Annotated in this window: 15 protein-coding genes; 8 read left to right on the top strand and 7 right to left on the bottom strand. The window is 64.4% G+C overall.

What is annotated here, in order from left to right:
- Positions 1 to 2: 2 nt before the first annotated feature.
- On the bottom strand, positions 3 to 1,919 hold the full coding sequence (gene nagB / locus F0P96_RS04785; RefSeq protein WP_151077693.1) for a glucosamine-6-phosphate deaminase: 1,917 nt from the start codon (positions 1,917 to 1,919) through the stop codon (positions 3 to 5).
- A gap of 354 nt (positions 1,920 to 2,273) precedes the next feature.
- Between nagB and F0P96_RS04790 the strand changes: the two genes are divergently transcribed.
- The 3 genes from F0P96_RS04790 (at position 2,274) to F0P96_RS04800 (ending at position 8,297) form a co-directional block, all read left to right on the top strand.
- Positions 2,274 to 5,402 (top strand): SusC/RagA family TonB-linked outer membrane protein, encoded by a 3,129-nt coding sequence (locus F0P96_RS04790; protein WP_151077694.1) that lies wholly within the window; start codon positions 2,274 to 2,276, stop codon positions 5,400 to 5,402.
- Positions 5,403 to 5,503: 101 nt separating this feature from the next.
- Entirely contained in the window at positions 5,504 to 6,970 is a 1,467-nt protein-coding gene (locus tag F0P96_RS04795) for a SusD/RagB family nutrient-binding outer membrane lipoprotein (RefSeq protein ID WP_151077695.1), read from the top strand.
- A gap of 49 nt (positions 6,971 to 7,019) precedes the next feature.
- Positions 7,020 to 8,297, top strand: a complete 1,278-nt coding sequence (locus F0P96_RS04800; protein WP_151077696.1) for a hypothetical protein — start codon at positions 7,020 to 7,022, stop codon at positions 8,295 to 8,297.
- Between the two features lie 76 nt (positions 8,298 to 8,373).
- On the opposite strand, the gene F0P96_RS04805 is transcribed toward F0P96_RS04800, so the two are convergent.
- The 5 genes from F0P96_RS04805 to F0P96_RS04825 form a co-directional block, all read right to left on the bottom strand.
- Positions 8,374 to 10,170 (bottom strand): glycoside hydrolase family 10-like protein, encoded by a 1,797-nt coding sequence (locus F0P96_RS04805; protein WP_235917387.1) that lies wholly within the window; start codon positions 10,168 to 10,170, stop codon positions 8,374 to 8,376.
- Between the two features lie 89 nt (positions 10,171 to 10,259).
- Entirely contained in the window at positions 10,260 to 11,516 is a 1,257-nt protein-coding gene (locus F0P96_RS04810; protein WP_160620442.1) for a serine hydrolase, read from the bottom strand.
- Between the two features lie 72 nt (positions 11,517 to 11,588).
- Positions 11,589 to 11,891: a hypothetical protein gene (locus F0P96_RS04815; RefSeq protein ID WP_151077698.1), complete on the bottom strand. Its 303-nt coding sequence runs from the start codon at positions 11,889 to 11,891 to the stop codon at positions 11,589 to 11,591.
- Between the two features lie 12 nt (positions 11,892 to 11,903).
- On the bottom strand, positions 11,904 to 12,119 hold the full coding sequence (locus F0P96_RS04820; RefSeq protein ID WP_151077699.1) for a hypothetical protein: 216 nt from the start codon (positions 12,117 to 12,119) through the stop codon (positions 11,904 to 11,906).
- 72 nt (positions 12,120 to 12,191) lie between these two features.
- Entirely contained in the window at positions 12,192 to 12,551 is a 360-nt protein-coding gene (locus F0P96_RS04825) for a hypothetical protein (protein ID WP_151077700.1), read from the bottom strand.
- A gap of 161 nt (positions 12,552 to 12,712) precedes the next feature.
- Between F0P96_RS04825 and F0P96_RS04830 the strand changes: the two genes are divergently transcribed.
- The 3 genes from F0P96_RS04830 (at position 12,713) to F0P96_RS04840 (ending at position 15,905) form a co-directional block, all read left to right on the top strand.
- A complete protein-coding gene (locus F0P96_RS04830; protein WP_151077701.1) occupies positions 12,713 to 13,519 on the top strand; it encodes a rhomboid family intramembrane serine protease in 807 nt (268 codons plus the stop codon).
- Positions 13,520 to 13,612: 93 nt separating this feature from the next.
- The gene (locus F0P96_RS04835) at positions 13,613 to 14,536 is read left to right on the top strand and encodes a T9SS type A sorting domain-containing protein (protein WP_151077702.1); all 924 of its coding nucleotides are present in this window, start codon (positions 13,613 to 13,615) and stop codon (positions 14,534 to 14,536) included.
- Between the two features lie 313 nt (positions 14,537 to 14,849).
- A complete protein-coding gene (locus F0P96_RS04840) occupies positions 14,850 to 15,905 on the top strand; it encodes an esterase/lipase family protein (RefSeq protein ID WP_151077703.1) in 1,056 nt (351 codons plus the stop codon).
- Between the two features lie 127 nt (positions 15,906 to 16,032).
- Here F0P96_RS04840 and F0P96_RS04845 read toward each other — a convergent pair whose 3' ends face one another.
- Complete coding sequence (locus F0P96_RS04845; RefSeq protein WP_235917388.1) at positions 16,033 to 18,483, bottom strand: glycoside hydrolase family 31 protein; 2,451 nt, start codon at positions 18,481 to 18,483, stop codon at positions 16,033 to 16,035.
- Between the two features lie 172 nt (positions 18,484 to 18,655).
- On the opposite strand from F0P96_RS04845, the gene F0P96_RS04850 reads away from it, so the two are divergent.
- Positions 18,656 to 19,651 (top strand): glycosyltransferase, encoded by a 996-nt coding sequence (locus F0P96_RS04850; RefSeq protein ID WP_151077704.1) that lies wholly within the window; start codon positions 18,656 to 18,658, stop codon positions 19,649 to 19,651.
- A 30-nt stretch (positions 19,652 to 19,681) separates the two neighbouring features.
- Entirely contained in the window at positions 19,682 to 20,170 is a 489-nt protein-coding gene (locus tag F0P96_RS04855) for a YdeI/OmpD-associated family protein (RefSeq protein ID WP_151077705.1), read from the top strand.
- Position 20,171 lies beyond the last annotated feature (1 nt).

The raw sequence follows: 20,171 nt of genomic DNA on the forward strand, positions 1-20,171 counted from the left end.
GCTTAAAATATCCAGCGCACGAAGGCTTCAATGCCTTCGTACTCGGGCAAACCCAGTTGGTCGTAAATTTTGGCCGTGGTGCGGTTGCGCTCCTCGGCGCGCTGCCAGAACTCGCGCTGGTCGGCGCCGGGAAACAGCGGCCGGTCCTTCTGCGACTGGTGCTTGAAGATAGCGCGGCGCTTGCGCGTCAGCTCCTCGGGCGAAACGGGCACGGCCATTTCAATCTGGTCGATGTCCCACTCCTGCCACGCGCCCCGGTAGAGCCACACCCAGCAGTCCTGCAGCCAGTCGGTGTTGGCCGCTTTCAGGCGCTGCACGGCCTGCATAATGGCCGAGAGGCACACGCGGTGCGTGCCGTGCGGGTCAGAAAGGTCGCCGGCGGCGTAAATCTGCTGCGGCCGGATGCGGTTCAGCAGGTCGATGGTGAGTTGGATGTCTTCTTCGCCGATGGGCTTTTTGCGCACGCGGCCGGTTTCGTAAAACGGCAGGTCCATGAAGTGCGCGTTGGCGTCGGGCACGCCCGCCAGCCGGCAGGCCGACTTGGCCTCGCCGCGCCGGATCAGGCCTTTGATTTGCTGCACCTCCGCCGAATCGACTTGCCCGGGGGCTTTGTTTTTCAGGAAATCGGCCACGCGCTGGTAAAGTGTTTCGGCCGGCGCTTCACCCGACAGGCGGAAGGCTTCGTCGTAGTCGGCCACGAACTCGGCAAAGCGAATGGCCTCGTCGTCGAACACGGCAATGTTGCCGGAGGTCTGGTAAGCCACGTGCACCTCGTGCCCCTGGTCAACCAGCCGCAGCAGCGTGCCGCCCATCGAAATGACGTCGTCGTCGGGGTGCGGCGAGAAGATGAGCACGCGCTTCGGAAAGGGTGCGGCGCGCTCGGGGCGGTGGGAGTCGTCGGCGTTGGGCTTGCCGCCGGGCCAGCCCGTGATGGTGTGCTGGAGCTGGTTGAAAACGCGGATGTTGATGCTGTAGGCCGAGCCCGACTCGGCCAGCAAATCGGACAGACCGTTTTCGTTGTATTCGTTGTCGGTGAGCTTGAGAATGGGTTTCTGCAGCGTACGGGCCAGCCACGTCACGGCTTTGCGCACGGTGCCATCGTCCTGCCAGTTGCTGCTCAGGCCGGCCAGCCACGGGGTTTTGCGCTGGGTGAGCTCGGCCGCGGCCGCGTCGTCGAGCACAACCTGCACCGACGGGTGGCGCTGCAGGTAGGTGGCGGGCACGGTGTCGGTCGGTTCGCCTTCCACCATGCGCTTCACCACGGCGGCCTTGCCCTCGCCCCAGGCCAGCAGCACAATGTGGCGGGCTTCGAGAATGGTGCCCACGCCCATGGTGAGGGCGCGGCGCGGCACGTTTTCTTCGCCGTAGAAATCAGAAGCCGCATCGGTGCGCGTGATATGATCGAGGGTAATCATGCGGGTGCGCGAGCTGGCGCCCGAGCCGGGCTCGTTGAAGCCGATGTGGCCGGTGCGCCCGATGCCGAGCAGCTGCAAATCGATGCCGCCGGCCTGCTGAATCTGCTCTTCGTAGCGGCGGCAGAACTCGGCTACCTGCGCCTGCGGCAGCGTGCCGTCGGGAATGTGCACGTTTTCGGGCCGGATATCGACGTGGTCGAACAGATATTCGTGCATGAAGCGCACGTAGCTCTGCAGCGAGTCGGGCGGCATGGGGTAGTACTCGTCGAGGTTGAACGACACGACGTTCTGAAAGCTCAGCCCCTCCTCGCGGTGCAGGCGCACCAGCTCCTCGTACACCCGCGTGGGCGACGAGCCGGTGGCCAGGCCCAGCACGCACGTTTGGCCTTCGGCGGCGCGTTTGCGTATGAGGTCCGCTATCTGCCGGGCAACAGCCGCGGAGGCTTGCTCGGAATCGGCGTAAATGCTGACGGGCAGCTTCTCGGAGTGCGTGGCAGTGAGCATAGCGGGAAGAGGTTGGTGCGCGGCGAAATGTAACGGCTTTCGGCTGGTTTTCGCAACCGGCTCCGCAAGCCGGTGCCTCAGCCCGCCCGGGTTCTGCAATCGTTTGTTATCTTGACTCAACTACTTTCTTCCCGTTAGCTTTAGCTCCGCACTGCCGCCGCTTGTGAGCCTTCCAGGGTCTGCACGCCCGGCACGCGAAACAGGTTTCCCCACTGTTTTTCCGCTGCATGTCAAGCACTTGTTGTGGTTGCTTTTTGCACTACCGGAGCCTGGCTCTGTGACCAACCGCGTGCGGCTATATAGCGGCATGCGGTTGTTTTTTTCATGCCTGTACCACCCTTTTCCCCTTTCCCTATGAAAAAACTTTTATGGTCGTTCTTGGTGCCGGGCCTTTTGGCGGCGCAGCAGGCACAGGCCCAAACCCGCACCGTAACCGGCGTGGTGAAGGGCGCCGCCGACGGCGCCCCGCTGCCCGGCGTGAACGTGGTGGTGAAGGGCAGCACCACCGGCACCCAAACCGATGCCGAAGGCCGCTACAGCCTGCAGGCCGCCCCCGGCGCTACGCTGGTGTTCAGCTTCATTGGCTACAACTCAGTGGAGCGCGCCGTGGATGCCACCGGCAACGTGGACATCAGCCTGACGGCCGCAACCAGCAAGCTGGACGAAGTGGTGGTAACGGCGTTCGGCATCAAGCAGGAGCGTCGCCAGATCAACTACGGCGCGCAGCAGGTGCAGGCCGCCGAAATCATTGAGACGCGCCAGCCTAACCTGGTAAATGCCTTGCAGGGCAAAATTGCGGGCGTCAACATCACCTCGTCGGGCGGGGCGCCGGGCGAAGGCGCCAGCATCGTCATCCGCGGGGGCAACTCCCTGGGCGCCGACAACCAGCCGCTGTTCGTCATCGACGGCGTGATTATGGACAACTCCACCTTTTCGGAGTCGACGGCGCCGGGCGGGGGCTCGGGCTTCAACGGCATTGTGGCGCGCTCGGTCAGCTCGCCCAACCGCGCCGGCGACATCAACCCCGAAGACATTGCCTCGATTACGGTGCTGAAAGGCCCGGCCGCGGCGGCTCTCTACGGGCTGCGCGCCGGCAACGGCGCGGTCATCATCACCACCAAAAAAGGCGCGGCGGGCCGCACGAGCATCACCTACCGCACCCAGTTTTCGGTGGACGAGGTGAACCGCCTGCCCGAGTTGCAGGGTGAGTACAAGCAGGGCACCAACGGCGTGTTTGACCCCACCACCCGCAACTCCTGGGGCCCGCGCTTCGAGCCCAACGAAGCCATCTACGACAACCTGGGCGACTTTTTCCGGACCGGCAAAACCTTCCAGAACTACCTCACGGCCTCGGGCGGCTCCGAAAAGGCCACGTTTTTCCTCTCGGCCTCGCGCCTCGACCAAACCGGTGTGGTTCCCGAAAGCCAGTACGACAAAACCTCGGTGCGCCTGACCAGCACGGTGCAGCTCTCGCCCAAACTCAGCGCCACGGCCTCGGCCAACTACCTCAATTCGGGCGCCACGCGGCCGTTTCAGGGGCAGGGCTTGTTTGGCAACAGCCTGCAGCCGAGCGGCTTTTTCACCAGCCTGCTGAACTGGCCCCGCAACGACGACGCCCGCAATTACCTGAACCCCGACGGCACGCGCCGCCGCCTGCTGGGCAACTCCACCCCCGGCAACGACCCCGATAACCCCTACTTCACGGTGTACCGCAACCCGCAATCGGACCGCACCAACCGCATGATTGGCAACGCCACGCTCAATTATGATCCGGCGAAGTGGCTGGGTTTCACCTACACCCTCGGCACCGATTTCTACAACGAGCGGACGCGCTCGGTGCGGGCGCCCGGCACCTCGCAGCCCAGCAACCAAGACGGCGGGCTGGCCGAAACCGTGAACCTGAACCGCGTGCTGACCTCGAACTTCCTGGCCACGCTGCGCCACCAGTTCACCGAAAACATCCGCGGCTCGCTCTTGCTGGGCAACGCCATCGAGCAGAACAAGACCGAAGCCAACGACTTTATCGGGACGTTCTTTTACAACCCGAATTTCGTAAGTATCAATACCACCGCCAACCGCAACGTGCTGCAGCGTTTCTCGACGCGGCGCATTGTGGGCAACTTCGCCCGCCTGAATCTGGACTTGTTTCAACAGGTGACCGTGGAGCTGTCGGGCCGCTACGACATGTCGTCGACGCTGCCGCGGCCAAACAAGAACAAGAACTACGGCAAAGGCTTCTTCTACGGCTCGGCGGCGGTGGGCTACGAGTTTACCCGCACCCTGGGCCTCGACCAGAACCCGGTGCTGAACTACGGCAAGCTGCGCGCTTCGGTGGCGGAAGTGGGCAAAGACACCGGCCCCTACCGCGTGGAGTCGCCGCTGACCAACAACACGACCATTGGCGCGGGCTTGCGCAACAACTTCTTCGGCTCGAACCCCAACCTGAAGCCCGAGCGCACCCGCTCCTACGAGGCCGGCCTGGATTTGCAGTTCCTGAAAAACCGCCTGGGCCTCGACCTGTCGGTGTACCAGCAGGAAACCCGCGACCAGCTGGTGGCGCCGCGCGTGAGCCAGGCCACCGGCTTTATTCTGCAGTACACCAACCTGAACCCCGGCCTGGTGCGCAACCGCGGCATTGAAGTATCCCTCACCGGTTCGCCCGTCAAGCAAGTCAACGGCTTTACCTGGGACGTGGGCGCCAACTTCTTCGCCAACCGCAGCTACGTGGTGCTGCCGCCCAACCTGGCCGTGCTCTACGTAACCGACAACTCCATCATCGACCCGATTCAGGGCGGCGCCTTCCCCGGCAAGCCGCTGTCGGGCATCGGCGCCCGCGACTTTTTCCGCGCCCCCGACGGCCGCATTCTCATCGACCCGAACACGGGCTACCCCTCGGTGAATGCCGCCTACACCTACGCCGGCAACCGCGCCCCCGACTACACCCTGCACGTGAGCAACACGTTTGCCTACCACGGCCTGTCGCTGGCGTTCATGCTCGACTTCCGCAAGGGCGGCAAAGTGGTGAACGGCAACGAGTACCTGGCCACGCGCACCGGCATGAGCATGCGCACGCTCGACCGTTACAAAACCGCCGTTATCGACGGCGTGGTGGCGGTGAACAACCCCGACGGCACCACCAGCTACGTGCAAAACACCCGCCCCGTGGAGCTGACGCAGGGCTACTACCGCGACCTGCTGGGCGCCACCGGCACGGCCTTCATCGAGGACGGCTCTTGGTCGCGCCTGCGCTACGTGACGCTAACCTACGCGGTGCCCACTAAGCTGCTGGGTACCACCTTTGTGAAAGGCGTGGAGCTGAGCGTGACCGGCCGCAACCTGGTGCTGCTCACCAACTACTCCGGCACCGACCCCGAATCGTCGGTGGTGGGCTCGGGCGTGGGCGGCGGCGGCGGCACCGGCCTCGACTACGGCGGCGTGCCCGCCACCCGCGGCGTCGACATGGCCCTGCGCGCCACTTTTTAATCCAGGGCTGAGTGGCCCGACTGTTAAATGGTCAGCTGTTCTGAACGCAACCGGACGACCAACCATTTAGCCATTCGACCATTTAACAATTTGATATTCCAATGAAAAAGTTTCTTCTCCTACTGGGCCTCGCGTTGGGCGGTACGGTACTCACGGCCTGCGAGGATTTCCTCGACGTGAACTCCGACCCCAACAACCCCGGCACCACCACGCCCAATTACCTGCTGCCGAGCATCATTTCCAACGGCATTCAGGTGCAGTCGAACACGTCGGCCCGCACGGCCTACTTCACGCAGCACCTGGCCTCGCGTAGCGCCAATGGCGTGCCTGCCGATCAGTACATTCTCATCAACGACAACTCCAACGCCACCTTCAACAACACCTACTACCTGAGCGCGGGCAACATTCCGCTCATGAACCGGCTGGCCCAGGAAGAAGGCTCGGCCTACTACGTGGGCGCGGGCAAGATCATGATGGCCCTGCTCATCAGCCACGTGACCGACATGATTGGCGACGTGCCGTACTCGGAGGCGTTTAAGGGCGAGCAGAACTTCACGCCCAAGTACGATCCGCAGGAGCAGGTGTACGAAAGCATCTACCAGCTGCTCGACGAGGGCGTGGTGGAAATGTCGAAGCCGACCTCGGCCAACTCGCGGCCGTTTTACACCGGCTCGCCCACCGTCAGCGGCGACATTCTGTACCAGGGCAACACCGACCGGTGGGTGAAGCTGGCCTGGTCGCTGAAAGCCCGCCAGTACCACCACACCACCAAAAAGGCCAACTACAACCCCGCCACCACGCTCAGTTACCTCGCCAAGGGCTTCACGTCCTCGGCCGACGACGCGCAGCTGCAATTCCAGACGCCGGTGGCCCCGCTGAGCAACACGACCAACTTTTACGGCCCCGCTCGCGTCAACTTCAACAGCGCCACCTACGGCCGCAACTTCATCAAATACCTCGACGGCACAGCGTTTGGGGTAGTTGACCCGCGCTACCCCATTATGGCTACGACCAGCAGCGTGGGCGCCGACCCCGGCCGGGGCCTCAACCCGGTACCCACCGGCGTAACCGACTTCTACAGCAGCTACTACGCCCGCGAGTTGGGTTACCAGGAGGTCATTACTTACCACGAGCTGAAGTTCATTGAGGCCGAAGCCGCGTTCCTGGCCAACCAGAAGGCCCGCGCTCTGACAGCCTACAAGGAGGGTATCCGGCTGCACATGACCAAGATTGGGGTGCCCGCCGCCCAGATAACCACCTACCTGGCCAGCGCCGCCGTGGCCCAGACCGAGGCCGATTTGTCGCTGAAAAACATCATGGAGCAGAAATACATTGCTCTGTTCCTGAACCCCGAAGCGTGGGTGGACATGCGCCGCTACGACTTCGCCCCCACCATTTACCCGAACCTGACGTACCCGGTCGGCGCCAGCGCCAACGCCCGCGGCGAGTACCCGCGCCGCCTGCTGTACCCCACGGCCGAGGTGTCGTTCAACCTGGCGGAGGTGCTGAAAGCGGGCGGCAACGAGCCGACGTTCATTATCAAGCGCATGTGGTGGGATATGCCCTAGTGGCCCGGCTCCCCGAGCACCGTATTCCTAACCCTTGCTTTCCCCAACGATGAAACGATATACTTTCCCGAGCGCCGCCGCGCTGCTAGCCGTGGGCCTGCTGGCCAGCGGCTGCGAAAAAGAGCTGGAGACGTTTGCCGAGGTGCAAAACGACAAGCTGTTTCCCACCGTGCTGGCCAACACGCTGGGTACCGCCACCAAGTACGCCCCCGGCGAAAACGTGCGGTTTGAGCTGCAGTTTGCCGCCCAAACCGACCCCATCAGCGAAATCCGCATTCTGCAGAAAGTAGAGCCCGGCCGCGACTCCACGCTGGTGCAAACCATTCCCTACCGCGCTGCCTTCTCGCGCATCCGCCAGGCCGATACGCTGTTGGTGAACTACGTGGTGCCCACGGGCGCCAACAAGGCCAACGTGCGCGTGGATGCCGTGGTGGTGAGCAGCAACGGCCAAACCAAAACCCGCTCCTTCAGCTTCCGGCTGGCCGAGGCCACGCCCACCGTGAGCGTGGGCAACCCCACCAACGTAACCGCGCCCGGTACCAGCACGCCCGTCCCCGGCGACGTGGTGCGCTTCCCGGTGACGCTGAACGCGGGCGGCATCACCTCGGCTGCCAACATCAACGTGGCCGGCACGCTCTTCAAAGACATCGACAGCCTCGTGACCTACGTGCGCGTGGGCACGCAGGCCGAGCGCCGCTATGCCCGCCAGCGGGTGCCGGTTGGCACGGGCGCGCAGTCGGGCGCGGCTACTACCGTGAACGTGGACCTGGCCCTGCCCGCCGGTTCCAGCGGGCAGCCCGTGGTGTTCCGCTTCGAGGCGAAGTCGCGCTACCAGGCCCAGCCCTTGCCGGCCACCTTTACATACCGCGCGGCGTCGGCTACGGCGGCGGCCCTCACGCCGGGTACGCCCACTGCCTTAGCGGCGGCGCGCACCGTCACGCTCACCTATACCGGCACCACCGGCGGCGACCTGGCAGCGTATGACCTGACGACGTTTGCCAGCGTACCCGTCGCGGGTGCCCCGGCCAACAAGGACGTGGCCATTACCAGCATTGCCACCAATGCCGTGCAGCTGAAGGCCCTGAACACGACCAAGTTCTTCCGCTCGACCGCCGCCGTGTACAGCGCGGCCACGCTTAACAGCATCCGGGCGGCCTACCAAACGGCGGCCGCCACCGCTCAGGTGGCGCAGCTCGACAACGTGGTGGTGGGCGACGTATTCATTGCCCGCCTGCGCAACGTCGATCAGTACGCTATTTTCACCGTCACCGGCATCAACCGCACCGCTGCCGGCGTCACGCTGACAATGGACGTGAAGGCGCTGTAGCTTTTGCTTCCATAAGCTAAAAAGGCCGCCTTCCAGCTGGAAGGCGGCCTTTTTTCGTGTAATCAATTGCTTTGCATCAGCCCCCAAACAAGCGCCGGAAGAAGCCGCGCTTTTTCTTCTTGGTTACCACTTTCACCTTACTCGTGCCCGTGGTAGTGGGGCGGGTTACGGCCGGGCGCACGGGCTGCACGGGGGCCGTAGCCACCGGCGCCGAAGCTGGAGGTGTAACAGCGGGAGCAGCGGGTTTCTCGGGTTCGGCCTGGGCCAGCACCGGGCCGGCCGCCGAACCGAGCGTGCTCACATTTACCGGGCGGCTTTCGTTGTGCAGGCGGTCGAGGGCGGTGACGTAGTAGGCGTACTCGATGCCCCAGCGGGCGGTGGTGTCCACGAAGGCGTGCTGGGTGCGTGTGAGGCGGGGCTGAATGGCCAGAATGCGAGCGGGGTTGTCGGGTGTGGGCCGCTCGCCGCGCGCAAAGCGGTACACGACAAAGGCGCGAGCCGAGTCGCCGTCGGCGGCAGCCGGACCGGAACGCCACGCCAGCGTAACGACGGAGCCACTGGCGCGGGTGAGTTGCAGCTGCTCGGGGGCGCGGGGCGGCACGGCGTCCTTCCACGGCATGGTGGGCAGCAGCGCCGGGTACCGGAACAGGTTCAGGCGCAGCGAATCGGTGGTGTGCAGAGGGTTGGCCACCACCGATTTGGCCGAGAAAAACACGCTGCCGCTTACGTCGGTGGGGTACGAGCGGTTCAGGCGCACCTGCTTGGGCAACTCGCGCGGGTTGCGCCAGGTGGTGTCGGAGCGGGTGCTTTCGAGCATGCGGTAGGCGCCCTGCCCAATGTAGAGGTGCCGCTCGAAGCGGTTGCGCGCCCACCACTCCAGCAGCACCGGGTACTGCGCCACGCGCAGGTTAGAGCTCCAGTACAGCTGCGGCAGCACGTAATCGACCCAGCCCTGCTGCAGCCACTCGCGGGCGTCGGCGTAGAGGCCGGAGTAGCCCTGGAAAGCGTTGGTGGCCGAGCCCTCGGGGTGGCTGGCCTGGTTCATCCATACGCCAAAGGGCGAGATGCCAAACTTCACCCACCTCTTGGCGCTGTCAATAGAGTCGTGCACTTGCTGCACCAGTTGGTTGACGTTGCGGCGGCGCCAGTCGGGCAAGCTCAGGCGGTCGGGGTTGTACTGCGCAAAAGCCTGCTCGTCGTGAATGGTCTGGCCCGACTCGGGGTACGGGTAGAAATAGTCGTCGAAATGCACGCCGTCGATGTCGTAGCGGCGCACCACGTCCTGAATGACCCGCGTGATGTAGGCGCGCACCTCGGGCAGGCCGGGGTTGTAGAGCAGCTTGCCGGAGTAGCGCAAAAACCACTCGGGGTGCTTGCGGTACGGGTGGCTGGGCGCCAGGCGGCTCGTCACCGAGTCCATGCTGGCGCGGTAGGGATTAAACCAAGCGTGGAATTCCATGCCGCGCTGGTGGGCTTCGTCGATGAGAAACGGCAGCGGGTCCCAGCCGGGGTCTTTGCCCTGCCGGCCGCTCAGCCATTTGCTCCAGGGCTCCAAGTCGCTTTTGTAGAACGCATCCGAAGCGGGCCGCACCTGCACAAACACCGCGTTGATGCCAGCCCGCTGCTCGGCGTCGAGCAGGCGGCGGTACTCCTTGCGCTGCTGCTCGGGCGTGAGGTCGCGCCGGCTGGGCCAGTCGATGTTTTCGACGGTGGCAATCCAGACACCACGCAGCTCGCGCTTGGGCGGGGCCGAGGGAACGGGCGTGGTGATGACGCCGGTTTTGCCCGCCGCCACGCCGGGCGACGCCATTTGGGCCAGGGAAGCAAGCGGGGAAAGCAGCGCCACAACGGCGCACAGCAGGAATCGGAGCATTTGAAAATCAACCAGCGGCCGGCCATCTGCGGCCAGCCCAACAACGCAGTAGCCCGCAAGTTACGCACATCGGCGGTGCGCGGAGCGGTTTACGGCTGACTCCGCTCCTTGCTTTCGGCCCAATACGCCCGAATCTGGCGGGTACGCGCCGGTGACGTGCGGCCCAGTTCGTAGTCGTACAGCAGTTGCCCGAGGCGGCGCAGAAACGGCAAGCCCACGGTGTCGTACTCGTATTGGTCGTCGTTGAGCACGCCGTCGGCATTGCAGTACACCACCGCCGACAGCATAAACTCCACGCCACGCAGCGAGTCTACCACGCAGGCGTTGTCGATCAGAAACCCGTAGGCCTGCCCGATTTTGTTGTAGATGCGCACGCCTTCGCGCAGTCGTGCCGGCGGCCCGCCCACCAGCAAAAACTTGGCGTAGTTGTCAGGAAAGGCCACCGAATCGTACCGCGGGAACCGGCTCCGGCGCGGTGGCAAGTGCAGGTACTTGCGCAGCAGGGCGTAGTCCTCGGGTACCAGATCAAAACGCTGGCGCGGCGGCACAAACGCCGGAAACAGCAATGCCCGCAATACCTGCTGCTGCTCGTTGAGCGGGAAGTAGCTTTTGGTGCCGAAATCCAACGGCTGCTCGACGCGCTGATTACCCTCCAGGTAGGCTTGGCCGATGCGAAAATCGGTAGCCTGCAACGGCGGCAGCGGTGCGGTATTGGTGGCGGCCGGTTGCCGGTAAAGCACCGTCGAGCGTGTGGTATCGGCGAAAAACGTGAACGGATTGGTGTGCCGCGAACCGGGCTCTTTGTCGCCGACGGCCAGGCGGTGAATGATGCGCGTGCGCGGCAACGCGTGGTCGGCCAGCGCGCGGTTCAGTTCCTGCTGGCCCACGTACTCATACAGCCGATTGAAGGCATCGTTGTCACTTACTAGCAGCACTTTCCGGATGTAGTTGCCAATACTAGGTCGCCTGCCCGGGGCGCTGCTGTCGGCCAGCACCCGCGTTTGCCCCGCAAAAGCCGAGTCGATGCGCAGCGGGGTTTCGGGCTCCAGCCGGGCGGCGTTCAGGGTGCGCAATTTTGCCAGGGCTACGGCCGCCGTGGGCAGTTTCACGGTGCTGGCCGGGTAGAAATACTCGGCGGGACGCAGCCGGTAGGTATAGCTTTTGAAGCGCGGCCAGCCCAGTGCATTGCGCCGGATTTGGGTGTATATGATTTGAAGCCGGTGGGCTTGGGGCGCGGCCAGCACCTGCTGCACCACGGCCGTGGTGTCGCGGCGCAGCAAGTGCTTTAGCGGGTTGCGGAGCTGCGCACTTACAGCCAGCGGCAAGGCCAGCAACGCTGAAAGCATAAAAAACCGGGTCAGCATGCCGGGAAGATACTTCCTAGCGCGCTGACCCGGCTTGTTGGAAACGCCGTGTGGTTAGTGGGCGTCGCGGTTGTCTGAATCGTCAATAGTGCCACCGTCGTTGGCCGAGCTGCGCGACATTTTGCCGTTCGGGTACTCGGTGGTTTCGCCCTTGGGCTGGCTTTGGTTCTGCTTTTTCTCGCTGTCCTGGCCGCCGCCCTGGTTGCGCTGGTCGGCCGAAGGCTGCCCGCCAGCGCGGCTGCTGCCTTTGGCGTTTTCGCCCGAAGCGGGCTGCTCGTTGCGGTTGTCACGGTCGTTGCCGTGGTTGCCGCCGTGCGAGCCACTGGTGTTCGATTTATTGTTTCCGGTCGAACTCATGGCGCGGCAGAGCTACTGGTTCGAGCCTTGGTTTTCGTCCTGCTGGCTGCCGCGGCCGGTGCGCTTGGCGGTGTCGCTTTCCTGCGAGCCGGCGCTGGGCGTGTTCCCGTCGGTGCTGGGCTTGGCATCTTTTTTCAGCGGAAACTCATTCTGGCCGCTATTGGCTACGCCTACGCGGTTGGCACCGCTGCTTTCGGAATTGCTGGGGGCTGCTTTTTCGTTGTTCATCACAGAGGGGGTTGGGAGTTAGAAAAGAGCAGGTGTGGTTACGCGGCAAAAAGTAAAGGCTGGGTTGACTGGCTAAAAGCCCGTGACGGCGCCGGGCTGGCCCGCCGAAGTGCCCGTGCCGGCTGAGGTGGTACTGCCGCCCACGTCACCATCGGCGGCGTTGCCGGGGGCATCGTACTCGGTGCCGCGGCTCACGCTGCGGCCGGTGGTTTCGCGGCCGCCCACGTTGCCGCCGCTGCCAGTGTTGTCGTCGGCGTTTTCGCCGGTTTGCAGGTTTAGTCGGTCGCCCATGCCGTAGCGGCCCTGGGGCTGGCGGTCTTGCTCACTCGACGGCTGGCCCGAGGCCGTGGCTTGGGCTTCGTACTCGCGGCCGGCTTCGCGGGCGTTGGATTCTTGGTTGTATGGTTCGTCCTGGATGGGGTCGGGTGTCATGGCGAAAGGTGAGTTGGTGGGGTTAGAACGGTATGGTAGCGCCCGGCTGTTGACCCGGGGCCCTCAAACTATACGCGGCCCTGCCGAGGCGGTTCCTACAGTCGAGTTGTCATCTTGTCGGACGCAGGCAGCTTGGCAGGCTTGTAGCAGAGCGCGTTGGCATGGAATCCGGCCCCTCGGCGCTGACCGACGCATTTGCCCGCAAAACCGACGCGGAGCTGCTCTACCTCACGCAGCACCCGCACAGCTTTGCGCCGCCCCTGGTAGAAGCCGCCTGGGCCGAGCTGCACCGCCGGGGTCAGGTTCCACCCTCCGAGCCGCTGCCAAAGCCGGTGCCGGCGCCAGTGCCCGCGCTGCACCGCAGCATGGCCCTCACGCTCGCTCTGGCTCTGCTGAACATGCTGGTGTACCTGCTCATGGTGGCCGCTGGCGTCGATGCGTTTCAGCCCAGCGGGGCGGCCTTGGTGGCGTGGGGCTCCAACTACTCGTCGTTGGTGCTGGCCGGGCAATGGTGGCGGCTGCTTACGAGTTGCGCGCTGCACGGCGGCCTGTGGCACCTGCTGCTCAACAGCTACGCCCTGCTGGTGATTGGGGCCTTGCTGGAGCCGCTGGTGGGGCGCGGGCGCCTGCTGCTGGCCTACGTGCTGAGCGGGCTGGGCGGGGCCGCTGCCAGCTTGTGGTGGCACCTGCCGGCGGGCGTCAACAGCGTGGGCGCGTCGGGGGCCATTTTCGGGCTGTACGGGTTCATGCTGGCTTTTGCGGCCCGCTCCAGCAGCCGTCTCAGCCGCTCCGAGCGCAGCGCCCTGCTGGTGCACACGCTTTACATGGTGGGCAGCAGTTTCGCGGTGGCCAACCAACCCGGCATCGACCAAGCTGCCCACGTAGGCGGACTGCTCACGGGCGCCTTATTTGGTAGCATCTTGATACTCGGCGGTTTAGTAAAAAAACTACCGGGTATCACCCGATAATGTGACTTACAGGTGAAATTTTAGCCTTTACCTTTGCAACGTTCCGCCGCATTCGGTTCTCTTGCTCCAAACCACTTTTCACCCATTTCTTGTATGAAACGCTTATTACTCCCTTTGCTGGCATTCCTGACGCTGGGCGCCTCCGCTAGTGTTGCTCAAACGATGCCCGTTCCCCAAGGCACCCTCGAAAACTGGGTAACCCGCAACGGCGCCGAGGCCCCGCAAGGCTGGCAAACCACCGACGACCTGATTGCCGGCGTGTTTGGCTTGCCCATCACTTCGGGTACTGTGGCCAAATCCACCGACAAGCACGGTGGAACCTTTGCGGCCAAGCTCGAAACGAAAACCGCTCCGCTAATCGGTACGGTGCCCGGCTTGCTCATTCTTGGCAACAGCCTCAACCTGAGCAGCGACTTCCCCGGTGGCGCGCCGTTCACGTCGCGCCCGGCCAACATGCAGTTCTACTACAAGCTGGCCGGTGCCAGCGCCGTGGCCGACTCCGCTTCCATCAGCGTGTTCCTGACCAAAACCACCGCCGGCGTAACCCAGGAAGTAGCCTACGGCGACATGTACTTCCGCCAATTGGCCAGCAGCTACACGCTGGCCACGGTGCCCCTCACCTACAGCTCCGCCGTAGCTCCCGACTCTATCCGCATCCTCATCAGCACCGGCGACGCCAACACCATCACGGTGGGCACTTCGCTGCTGATTGACGACGTGGTGATGACCGGCACGGCTACCCCGGCCCGCGACGCCAAGCACACGGACAACCTCCTGGCCGTGTACCCCAACCCCAGCACCGGCGGCAAGTTCGCGCTCGACGCCCGCCAGCAGCCGGCTTTGCTGAACGCTGCCTACACCGTAACCGACATTACGGGCCGCACCGTGCTGCAGCAAGCCGCCACTACCGGCGCCAGCACCCGCACCATCGACCTGAGCAACCAGCCCGCCGGCATATACACCCTGCGCGTGGCCGCCGCCGAAGGCTCACTGGTTCGCCGCCTGATTGTGCGTTAGTCACTCCTACGTTCAGCTAGTTCTGCAAACCGCCCGGCCTGCGCCGGGCGGTTTTGTTTTTGGCCGCCCCGCAGATATTTCGCGCAAGTCGCCTTCGCCGCCCAGACCTTCCCTACCCAGGCAGCCTGCTCTTTCCAAGCCGCGACTGGCAGATGGCTGCGCCCGGCGCTTGTTTCGTGTTCCGGCAACCAGCCGGTGCTTATCTTGCTGGCGGGCTGCTGGTAGTCCGTTGTCTGCTCCGTTGGCTGTGTCCGAAGCGCCTTCCTCTCCTGTTGGTTTTCCACCTGTTCCGCGCTGGCGGCGGTTGCTAGCCGTGCTACGCCGCACGGTTACGGTGCCGGCCGAGGGCATCGGGTACCTCTTTCAGACCGGCCGCAGCTACCGCCACTTTCTGCTGCCGGCCCTCAACGGGGCCATCGGCGACCAGCTGGCGGCCCGCCACGACCGGCGCGCCATTGCCATGAGCTTCCGCCACGGCGGGCGCGATGTAGCCGTGGCCGATTTGCCGTTGGCTGGGCAACCGCCGCAACGCACGGTGGTGTTTGTGCACGGACTGATGGGCGACGAATACATCTGGCAGCAGGGCCCGCCCGACGTACCGCGCTACGGCCCGCAGCTGGCCCGCGACGCCGACGTGCGCTGCCTCTACGTGCGCTACAACACCGGCCGGCACATTTCCGAAAACGGCCGCGACCTGAGTCGCCTGCTCACGGAACTGGTAACCACCTGGCCCGAAACCGTGGCCGATTTGGTGCTGGTGGGCCACTCGATGGGCGGGCTGGTCATCCGCTCGGCCGGCTACTACGCGGCACTGCCACCAGAAGCGGCTGCGGAGCCTAACACTGACAACGCCCAATCGGCAGCTAACAAGGCCACTACTGTTTCGTGGGCGGCACGCCTGCGCAGCGTGTTTCTGCTGGGCGTGCCCAACGAAGGCTCGTTTTTGGAGCAGCACAGCTTTCTGACCGCCTTGCTGCTGCGCAAGCTCAACCTGCGCCCCACCCGTTTCGTGGCCGATACCATTGACCGGCGCTCCAACGGCATCCGCGACCTGCGGCACGCCCGCCTGGTCGACGAGGACTGGCTCAGCCCGCACGCCGACGACCTGCTGCCGCCGCGCACGCCCGTGCCGCCATTGCCCGGCGTTGCCTACCACGTGCTGGCCGGCTCGCTCCTGAAAAACGCCGAATCCATTCTCGCCCGCTACTTCGGCGACGGATTGGTGGGCGGCAGCAGCGCTACCGGCGACATTTTTGGGCCCAGGGCTGCGTTTCAGGGGCAAGTGCACGTGCGCATGTTTCCGCGGCAGCACCACGGCACTTTGCTGGCCAATACGGAGGTGTACCAGTACCTGCGGGAGCATCTATAGGAAGTTAGTAATGGCCTCCGAGAGCTTACGCTCAACATTATCGAGGTAGTGATATAGCATAAAAGCCGTCGTGCCATGCTTCCGAGGAGGCATGGCACGACGGCTTTTGACGTTCCGGCGGGGCGGGCTATTGGCCCCAGCTCACCGCCAACTCCTGAAAACCGGCGGGCACCACCAACTGCGGCAGCTCCCGGCTTTTGCCAACAGCCTGCGGCTTCACTTCCACCGCAGCGCCATCGACGGTGGCAGTAAAAGAGCTGTCGGCGGGCAGGCCGTGCAGAATGACGCGGCAGGTTGTCCAGGACGGTTGGAAGTCGCCTTCGGTTTTCTGGATCAGGTGCAGGCCGCTTACGCCACCCTGCACTGTGAAGTGGCGCACCGTGGCCTGGCCGTTTTCGTAGCCGTAGCCTTCGCCGCCGTCGTCGTAGAGGGTGCTGGTTTCGCGGCCTTCTTTGTGGTACACGTGCAGCATAAGTTCCTGCACCTGCTGCTCGCCCACGTACTGCATCACGGGGTAGTGGGGCAGCACGGCGCCGGCCTTCACGTAGAGCGGAATGCGGTTGAGCGGGGCCGCGGCCCACACTTCGGCGCCGCCTTCGCGCAACTCGTCGGTCCAGTAGTAGTACCACTCGCCGCGGGGCAGGTACAGCCAGCGGCCGTCTACGCCGGCCTGCGTGATGGGGCACACCAGCAGGTGGTCACCTACCCCGAACTCGGCCATGCGCTGGTAGGTTTCGGGGTCGTTCTGGTCGAGGTAGGCCAGCGGCCGGAGCATGGGCGTGCCCTGCCGCACGTACTGCCAAAACGCGGTGTAGATGTAGGGCAGCAGCTTGTAGCGCAGCTCAATGAAGTGCCGGGCCAGGTCGGCGTACTCTTCGCCGAAGGACCAGGGTTCCTGGTCGCCGTGGTCGCCGCTGCTGTGGGTGCGGAAGAACGGGTGGAAGGCCCCCAGCGCCACCCAGCGGGCGTACAGCTCGCCGTCGGGGGTGTTGATGAAGCCGCCGATGTCGGAGCCCACGAAGCTAAAGCCCGAGATGCTCAGGCGCTGGCACTGGATGTTGGCCAGCCACAGGTGCTCCCAACTGGCCACGTTGTCGCCGGTCCAGCCGGAGGAATAGCGCTGCCCGCCCGCGTAGGTGCTGCGCGTGATGGTGAAGGGCCGGTTGGGGTACGCGAAGCGTTTCACGCCCTCGTTGGTGGCGCGGGCCATCTGCATGCCGTACACGTTGTGGGCTTTTTTGTGCGAGGCAGAGTTGCCGTCGTAGTCGAAGCGCACGTCGTCGGGGAAAGTGCCTTTCTCGAACACGGCCGGCTCGTTCATGTCGTTCCACACGCCGCGCACGCCCACGTCCTCAATCAGCCCTTTAAAAAGGCCGGCCCACCACTCGCGCACCGCGGGGCGGGTGTAGTCGGGGAAGTTGCAGAGGCCGGGCCACACCGAGCCCTTCATCAGCGGGCCGTCGGCGCGGCGGCAGAAGTAGTCGTTTGCGAGGCCCTGCTGGTAGACGTCGTACTGCGAGTCGATTTTGATGCCGGGGTCAATAATGACCACCGTTTTGAACCCGTCGTCGGCCAGCTCGCGCACCATTTTCTGGGGCTCGGGGAAGTGCTCCGGGCTCCAGGTGAAGCAACGGTAGCCGTCCATGTAGTCGATGTCGAGGTAGAGCGCGTCGCAGGGAATGCGGCGCTTGCGAAACTCGGCCCCGATGCCCTTGAAAAGCGAATCGGGGTAGTAGCTCCACTTGCACTGGTGGTAGCCCAGGGCCCAGAGCGGCGGTAATTCGGGCGTGCCCGTGAGCAGGGTGTACTCCTGGCTGACTTCGGTGAGCGAGGGGCCGTAGATGAAGTAAAAGTTCATCTCGCCGCCGTGCGACCAGAAACTGGTCACGTCGGCGCGCTCGGCGGCAAAGTCGAAGTAGCTCTTGAAGGAGTTGTCGAAAAAGATGCCGTAGGCCAGCTTTTGGTGCAGGGCCAGGAAAAACGGAATGTTCTTGTAGAGCGGGTCGGAGCCCTTCACGTAGCCGTAGGTATCGGAGCCCCAGTTGCAGAAGCGCTGCCCGCGCAGGTTCATGTTGGCGGGCTTGTCGCCGAGGCCGAAGTAGTGCACGCCGGGCTGCACCTGCTGGCTCATCTTCACGATGTCGTTGCCCGAATCCCAGTCGTACTCCCAATGGAAGCCTTTTTCGTACTCGCAGAGCACCGCGCCCGAGCGGTTGAGCAGCCGCACGTGCAGGTTGTCTTTGCCGATGGTGCAGATGAGGCGGCCGGTGGTGAGGCGGTAGTGGTCGGCCTTTTCCACAAACTCCAGCAAACTGGGCTGGCGCCGGGCGGGCACGCCCTCGGGAAAGGCGTAGCTGAAATCGGGGGCAAACTGGCCGTCGGTGGCGTACCGAAAGCGCAGCACCTTGTCGTTGACGACCTGCACGCGCAGGGCCACGCCGTTTTGGCAGGTGAAGGTAAAATCGGCAGCCGCCTCGTTGGCGTCGCAGCGGACTACGCGGTCCGGAAAAAACTCGTGCTTGGCTTTTTCGGCCAAGTCGTTGATCATGTAATTGAGTTCCTGAATCGACTCGTCCATGTCAGCTCTGCTTCAGGGGTGGGCAACTAAGAAAGGGTGCCGTGAGTAGGCAATAAAACGGCCCGCCCCGAGTGGGCGGGCCGCCTAAGCCCGCAAAGTAAGCACGAATTCGCAGGAATATATTTGCCGGGGCGCTGCTTGGGGGCGGCGGTTCGTCTGCATATTGCGCGCTATGGATTCTGCTACGTCTTCTGCCGTTTTGCTATTGAGTTGGGCCGATGCGCCCGGCGCGCTGCACACCGCGCACGCCCTTGGTTCGCGCGCCCGGGTGCAGCTGTGGGTACCCCAGCCCCTGCCCGCCACCCTCGATGCCAGCGCCGTGCACGTGGCCGAGCTGAACGGCCCAGTAGCGGCCAGCTTCCGCTCGAAACCAGACAGCAATTTGCAGACGCCGGCGTTTCCCTACCTCGGCGCCAGCAGCCCGCAGCCTGCAGGCCGGCGCCACCACGTGGCAATACCCGCTGCACCCTATGTGGGCTCGTCGGCCGGCACCAATGCCGCCGGGCCGGCTTTGCAACCGTCAACGCCCGAAACCACCGAAGTCGAAACACCGCTGACGTTGGGCGAAACGCCCGAAGTTCCTGCCGAGCCGGGCGCGGCCGAAGCGGCCGCGCTTAGCAGCCCCGCGCCCGCGCTGCCGGACGTGCTGCCCGACGGTCTGCCGGCTGACCACGGACAACATGATGCGGCCGAATTGGAAATGGCGCCGCCCCCGTCGCAAGCTGCCCCCGCCGCTCAGCCCACCCAGGAAGCCGCTACCGCGCCCGCCGAAGATTTTACCCAGCTGAATTTCCGCATCATTCAATACGCACGCCACGCCGTGCAGCGCGCCGCCAGCACCCCGTTTGAGGTGATTGTGGCCGCCGAATGGCCCACCTGGTTGGCGGCCGTGGAGCTGCGCCAGCTCACACGCCGGCCCTTGGTGCTGCAGGTTGGCGCTTCGCCTGTGGAGCAGGTGCCCACCGCCGACCGCGGTTGGGTGGGTGCCTTGGAGCGCCTGGCCCTGCGCCACGCCGACGTGCTCTGGGTGCCCGACGAAGCCACCGCCCAGCGCATTTCGGCGCAGTACCACCTGCCCGCCAGCCGTTTCCGGGTATTGGCCGACCGCAACGCCCCCAACCTGACCGCCGCGCTGGTGCTGCAGGCCCGGCAACTGCCAGATGCCTAATTTTGCGCTGTACTTTCCATTCTGCTTTGCATGAACACTCCCGCGCCTGCTTTCGAGCCCGAACACACTTTTGAAGCCGTACTCGAACTCGACAGCGAACATGGCGGCGTGTTTGTCATCATTCCCTTCAACGTGGCCGAGGTGTACGGCACGCGCGGCCAGGTAAAAGTGCAGGCCACCTTCGACGGCTTTCCCTACCGCGGCAGCCTCGCCCCCATGGGCGACGGGCAGCACCTACTGGGCGTGCCGCGGCAAATCCGCAACGCCATCGAGAAAACCTGGGGCCACACCGTTACCGTGGCCCTGGCCAAAGACACCCAGCCGCGCGTAGCCGAAGTATCCGACGACTTTGCCCGAGCCCTGACCAACGCCGGTGCCCGGCAGAAGTTCGAAGACCTGTCGTACACCCACCAGAAGGAATTTACCCGCTGGGTGGAGGCCGCCAAGAGCACCGAAACCCGCTACGAGCGGATGAAAAAGGCGGTGGAAATGATTCTGGCCGGCCAAAAACGCAGCTAAC

This window comes from Hymenobacter busanensis (assembly GCF_008727865.1).
GTDB classification, from domain to species: Bacteria; Bacteroidota; Bacteroidia; order Cytophagales; family Hymenobacteraceae; genus Solirubrum; species Solirubrum busanense.

Excerpts from the sequence above, each read along its gene's own strand:
- F0P96_RS04810 (WP_160620442.1), bottom strand. The coding sequence starts at position 11,516 with ATGCTTTCAGCGTTGCTGGCCTTGCCGCTGGCTGTAAGTGCGCAGCTC.
- F0P96_RS04845 (WP_235917388.1), bottom strand. The coding sequence starts at position 18,483 with ATGGACGAGTCGATTCAGGAACTCAATTACATGATCAACGACTTGGCC.
- F0P96_RS04820 (WP_151077699.1), bottom strand. The coding sequence starts at position 12,119 with ATGAACAACGAAAAAGCAGCCCCCAGCAATTCCGAAAGCAGCGGTGCC.
- F0P96_RS04830 (WP_151077701.1), top strand. The coding sequence starts at position 12,713 with ATGGAATCCGGCCCCTCGGCGCTGACCGACGCATTTGCCCGCAAAACC.
- F0P96_RS04855 (WP_151077705.1), top strand. The coding sequence starts at position 19,682 with ATGAACACTCCCGCGCCTGCTTTCGAGCCCGAACACACTTTTGAAGCC.
- F0P96_RS04825 (WP_151077700.1), bottom strand. The coding sequence starts at position 12,551 with ATGACACCCGACCCCATCCAGGACGAACCATACAACCAAGAATCCAAC.
- F0P96_RS04835 (WP_151077702.1), top strand. The coding sequence starts at position 13,613 with ATGAAACGCTTATTACTCCCTTTGCTGGCATTCCTGACGCTGGGCGCC.
- F0P96_RS04800 (WP_151077696.1), top strand. The coding sequence starts at position 7,020 with ATGAAACGATATACTTTCCCGAGCGCCGCCGCGCTGCTAGCCGTGGGC.
- F0P96_RS04850 (WP_151077704.1), top strand. The coding sequence starts at position 18,656 with ATGGATTCTGCTACGTCTTCTGCCGTTTTGCTATTGAGTTGGGCCGAT.
- F0P96_RS04790 (WP_151077694.1), top strand. The coding sequence starts at position 2,274 with ATGAAAAAACTTTTATGGTCGTTCTTGGTGCCGGGCCTTTTGGCGGCG.
- F0P96_RS04805 (WP_235917387.1), bottom strand. The coding sequence starts at position 10,170 with ATGCTCCGATTCCTGCTGTGCGCCGTTGTGGCGCTGCTTTCCCCGCTT.
- F0P96_RS04795 (WP_151077695.1), top strand. The coding sequence starts at position 5,504 with ATGAAAAAGTTTCTTCTCCTACTGGGCCTCGCGTTGGGCGGTACGGTA.
- nagB (WP_151077693.1), bottom strand. The coding sequence starts at position 1,919 with ATGCTCACTGCCACGCACTCCGAGAAGCTGCCCGTCAGCATTTACGCC.
- F0P96_RS04815 (WP_151077698.1), bottom strand. The coding sequence starts at position 11,891 with ATGAGTTCGACCGGAAACAATAAATCGAACACCAGTGGCTCGCACGGC.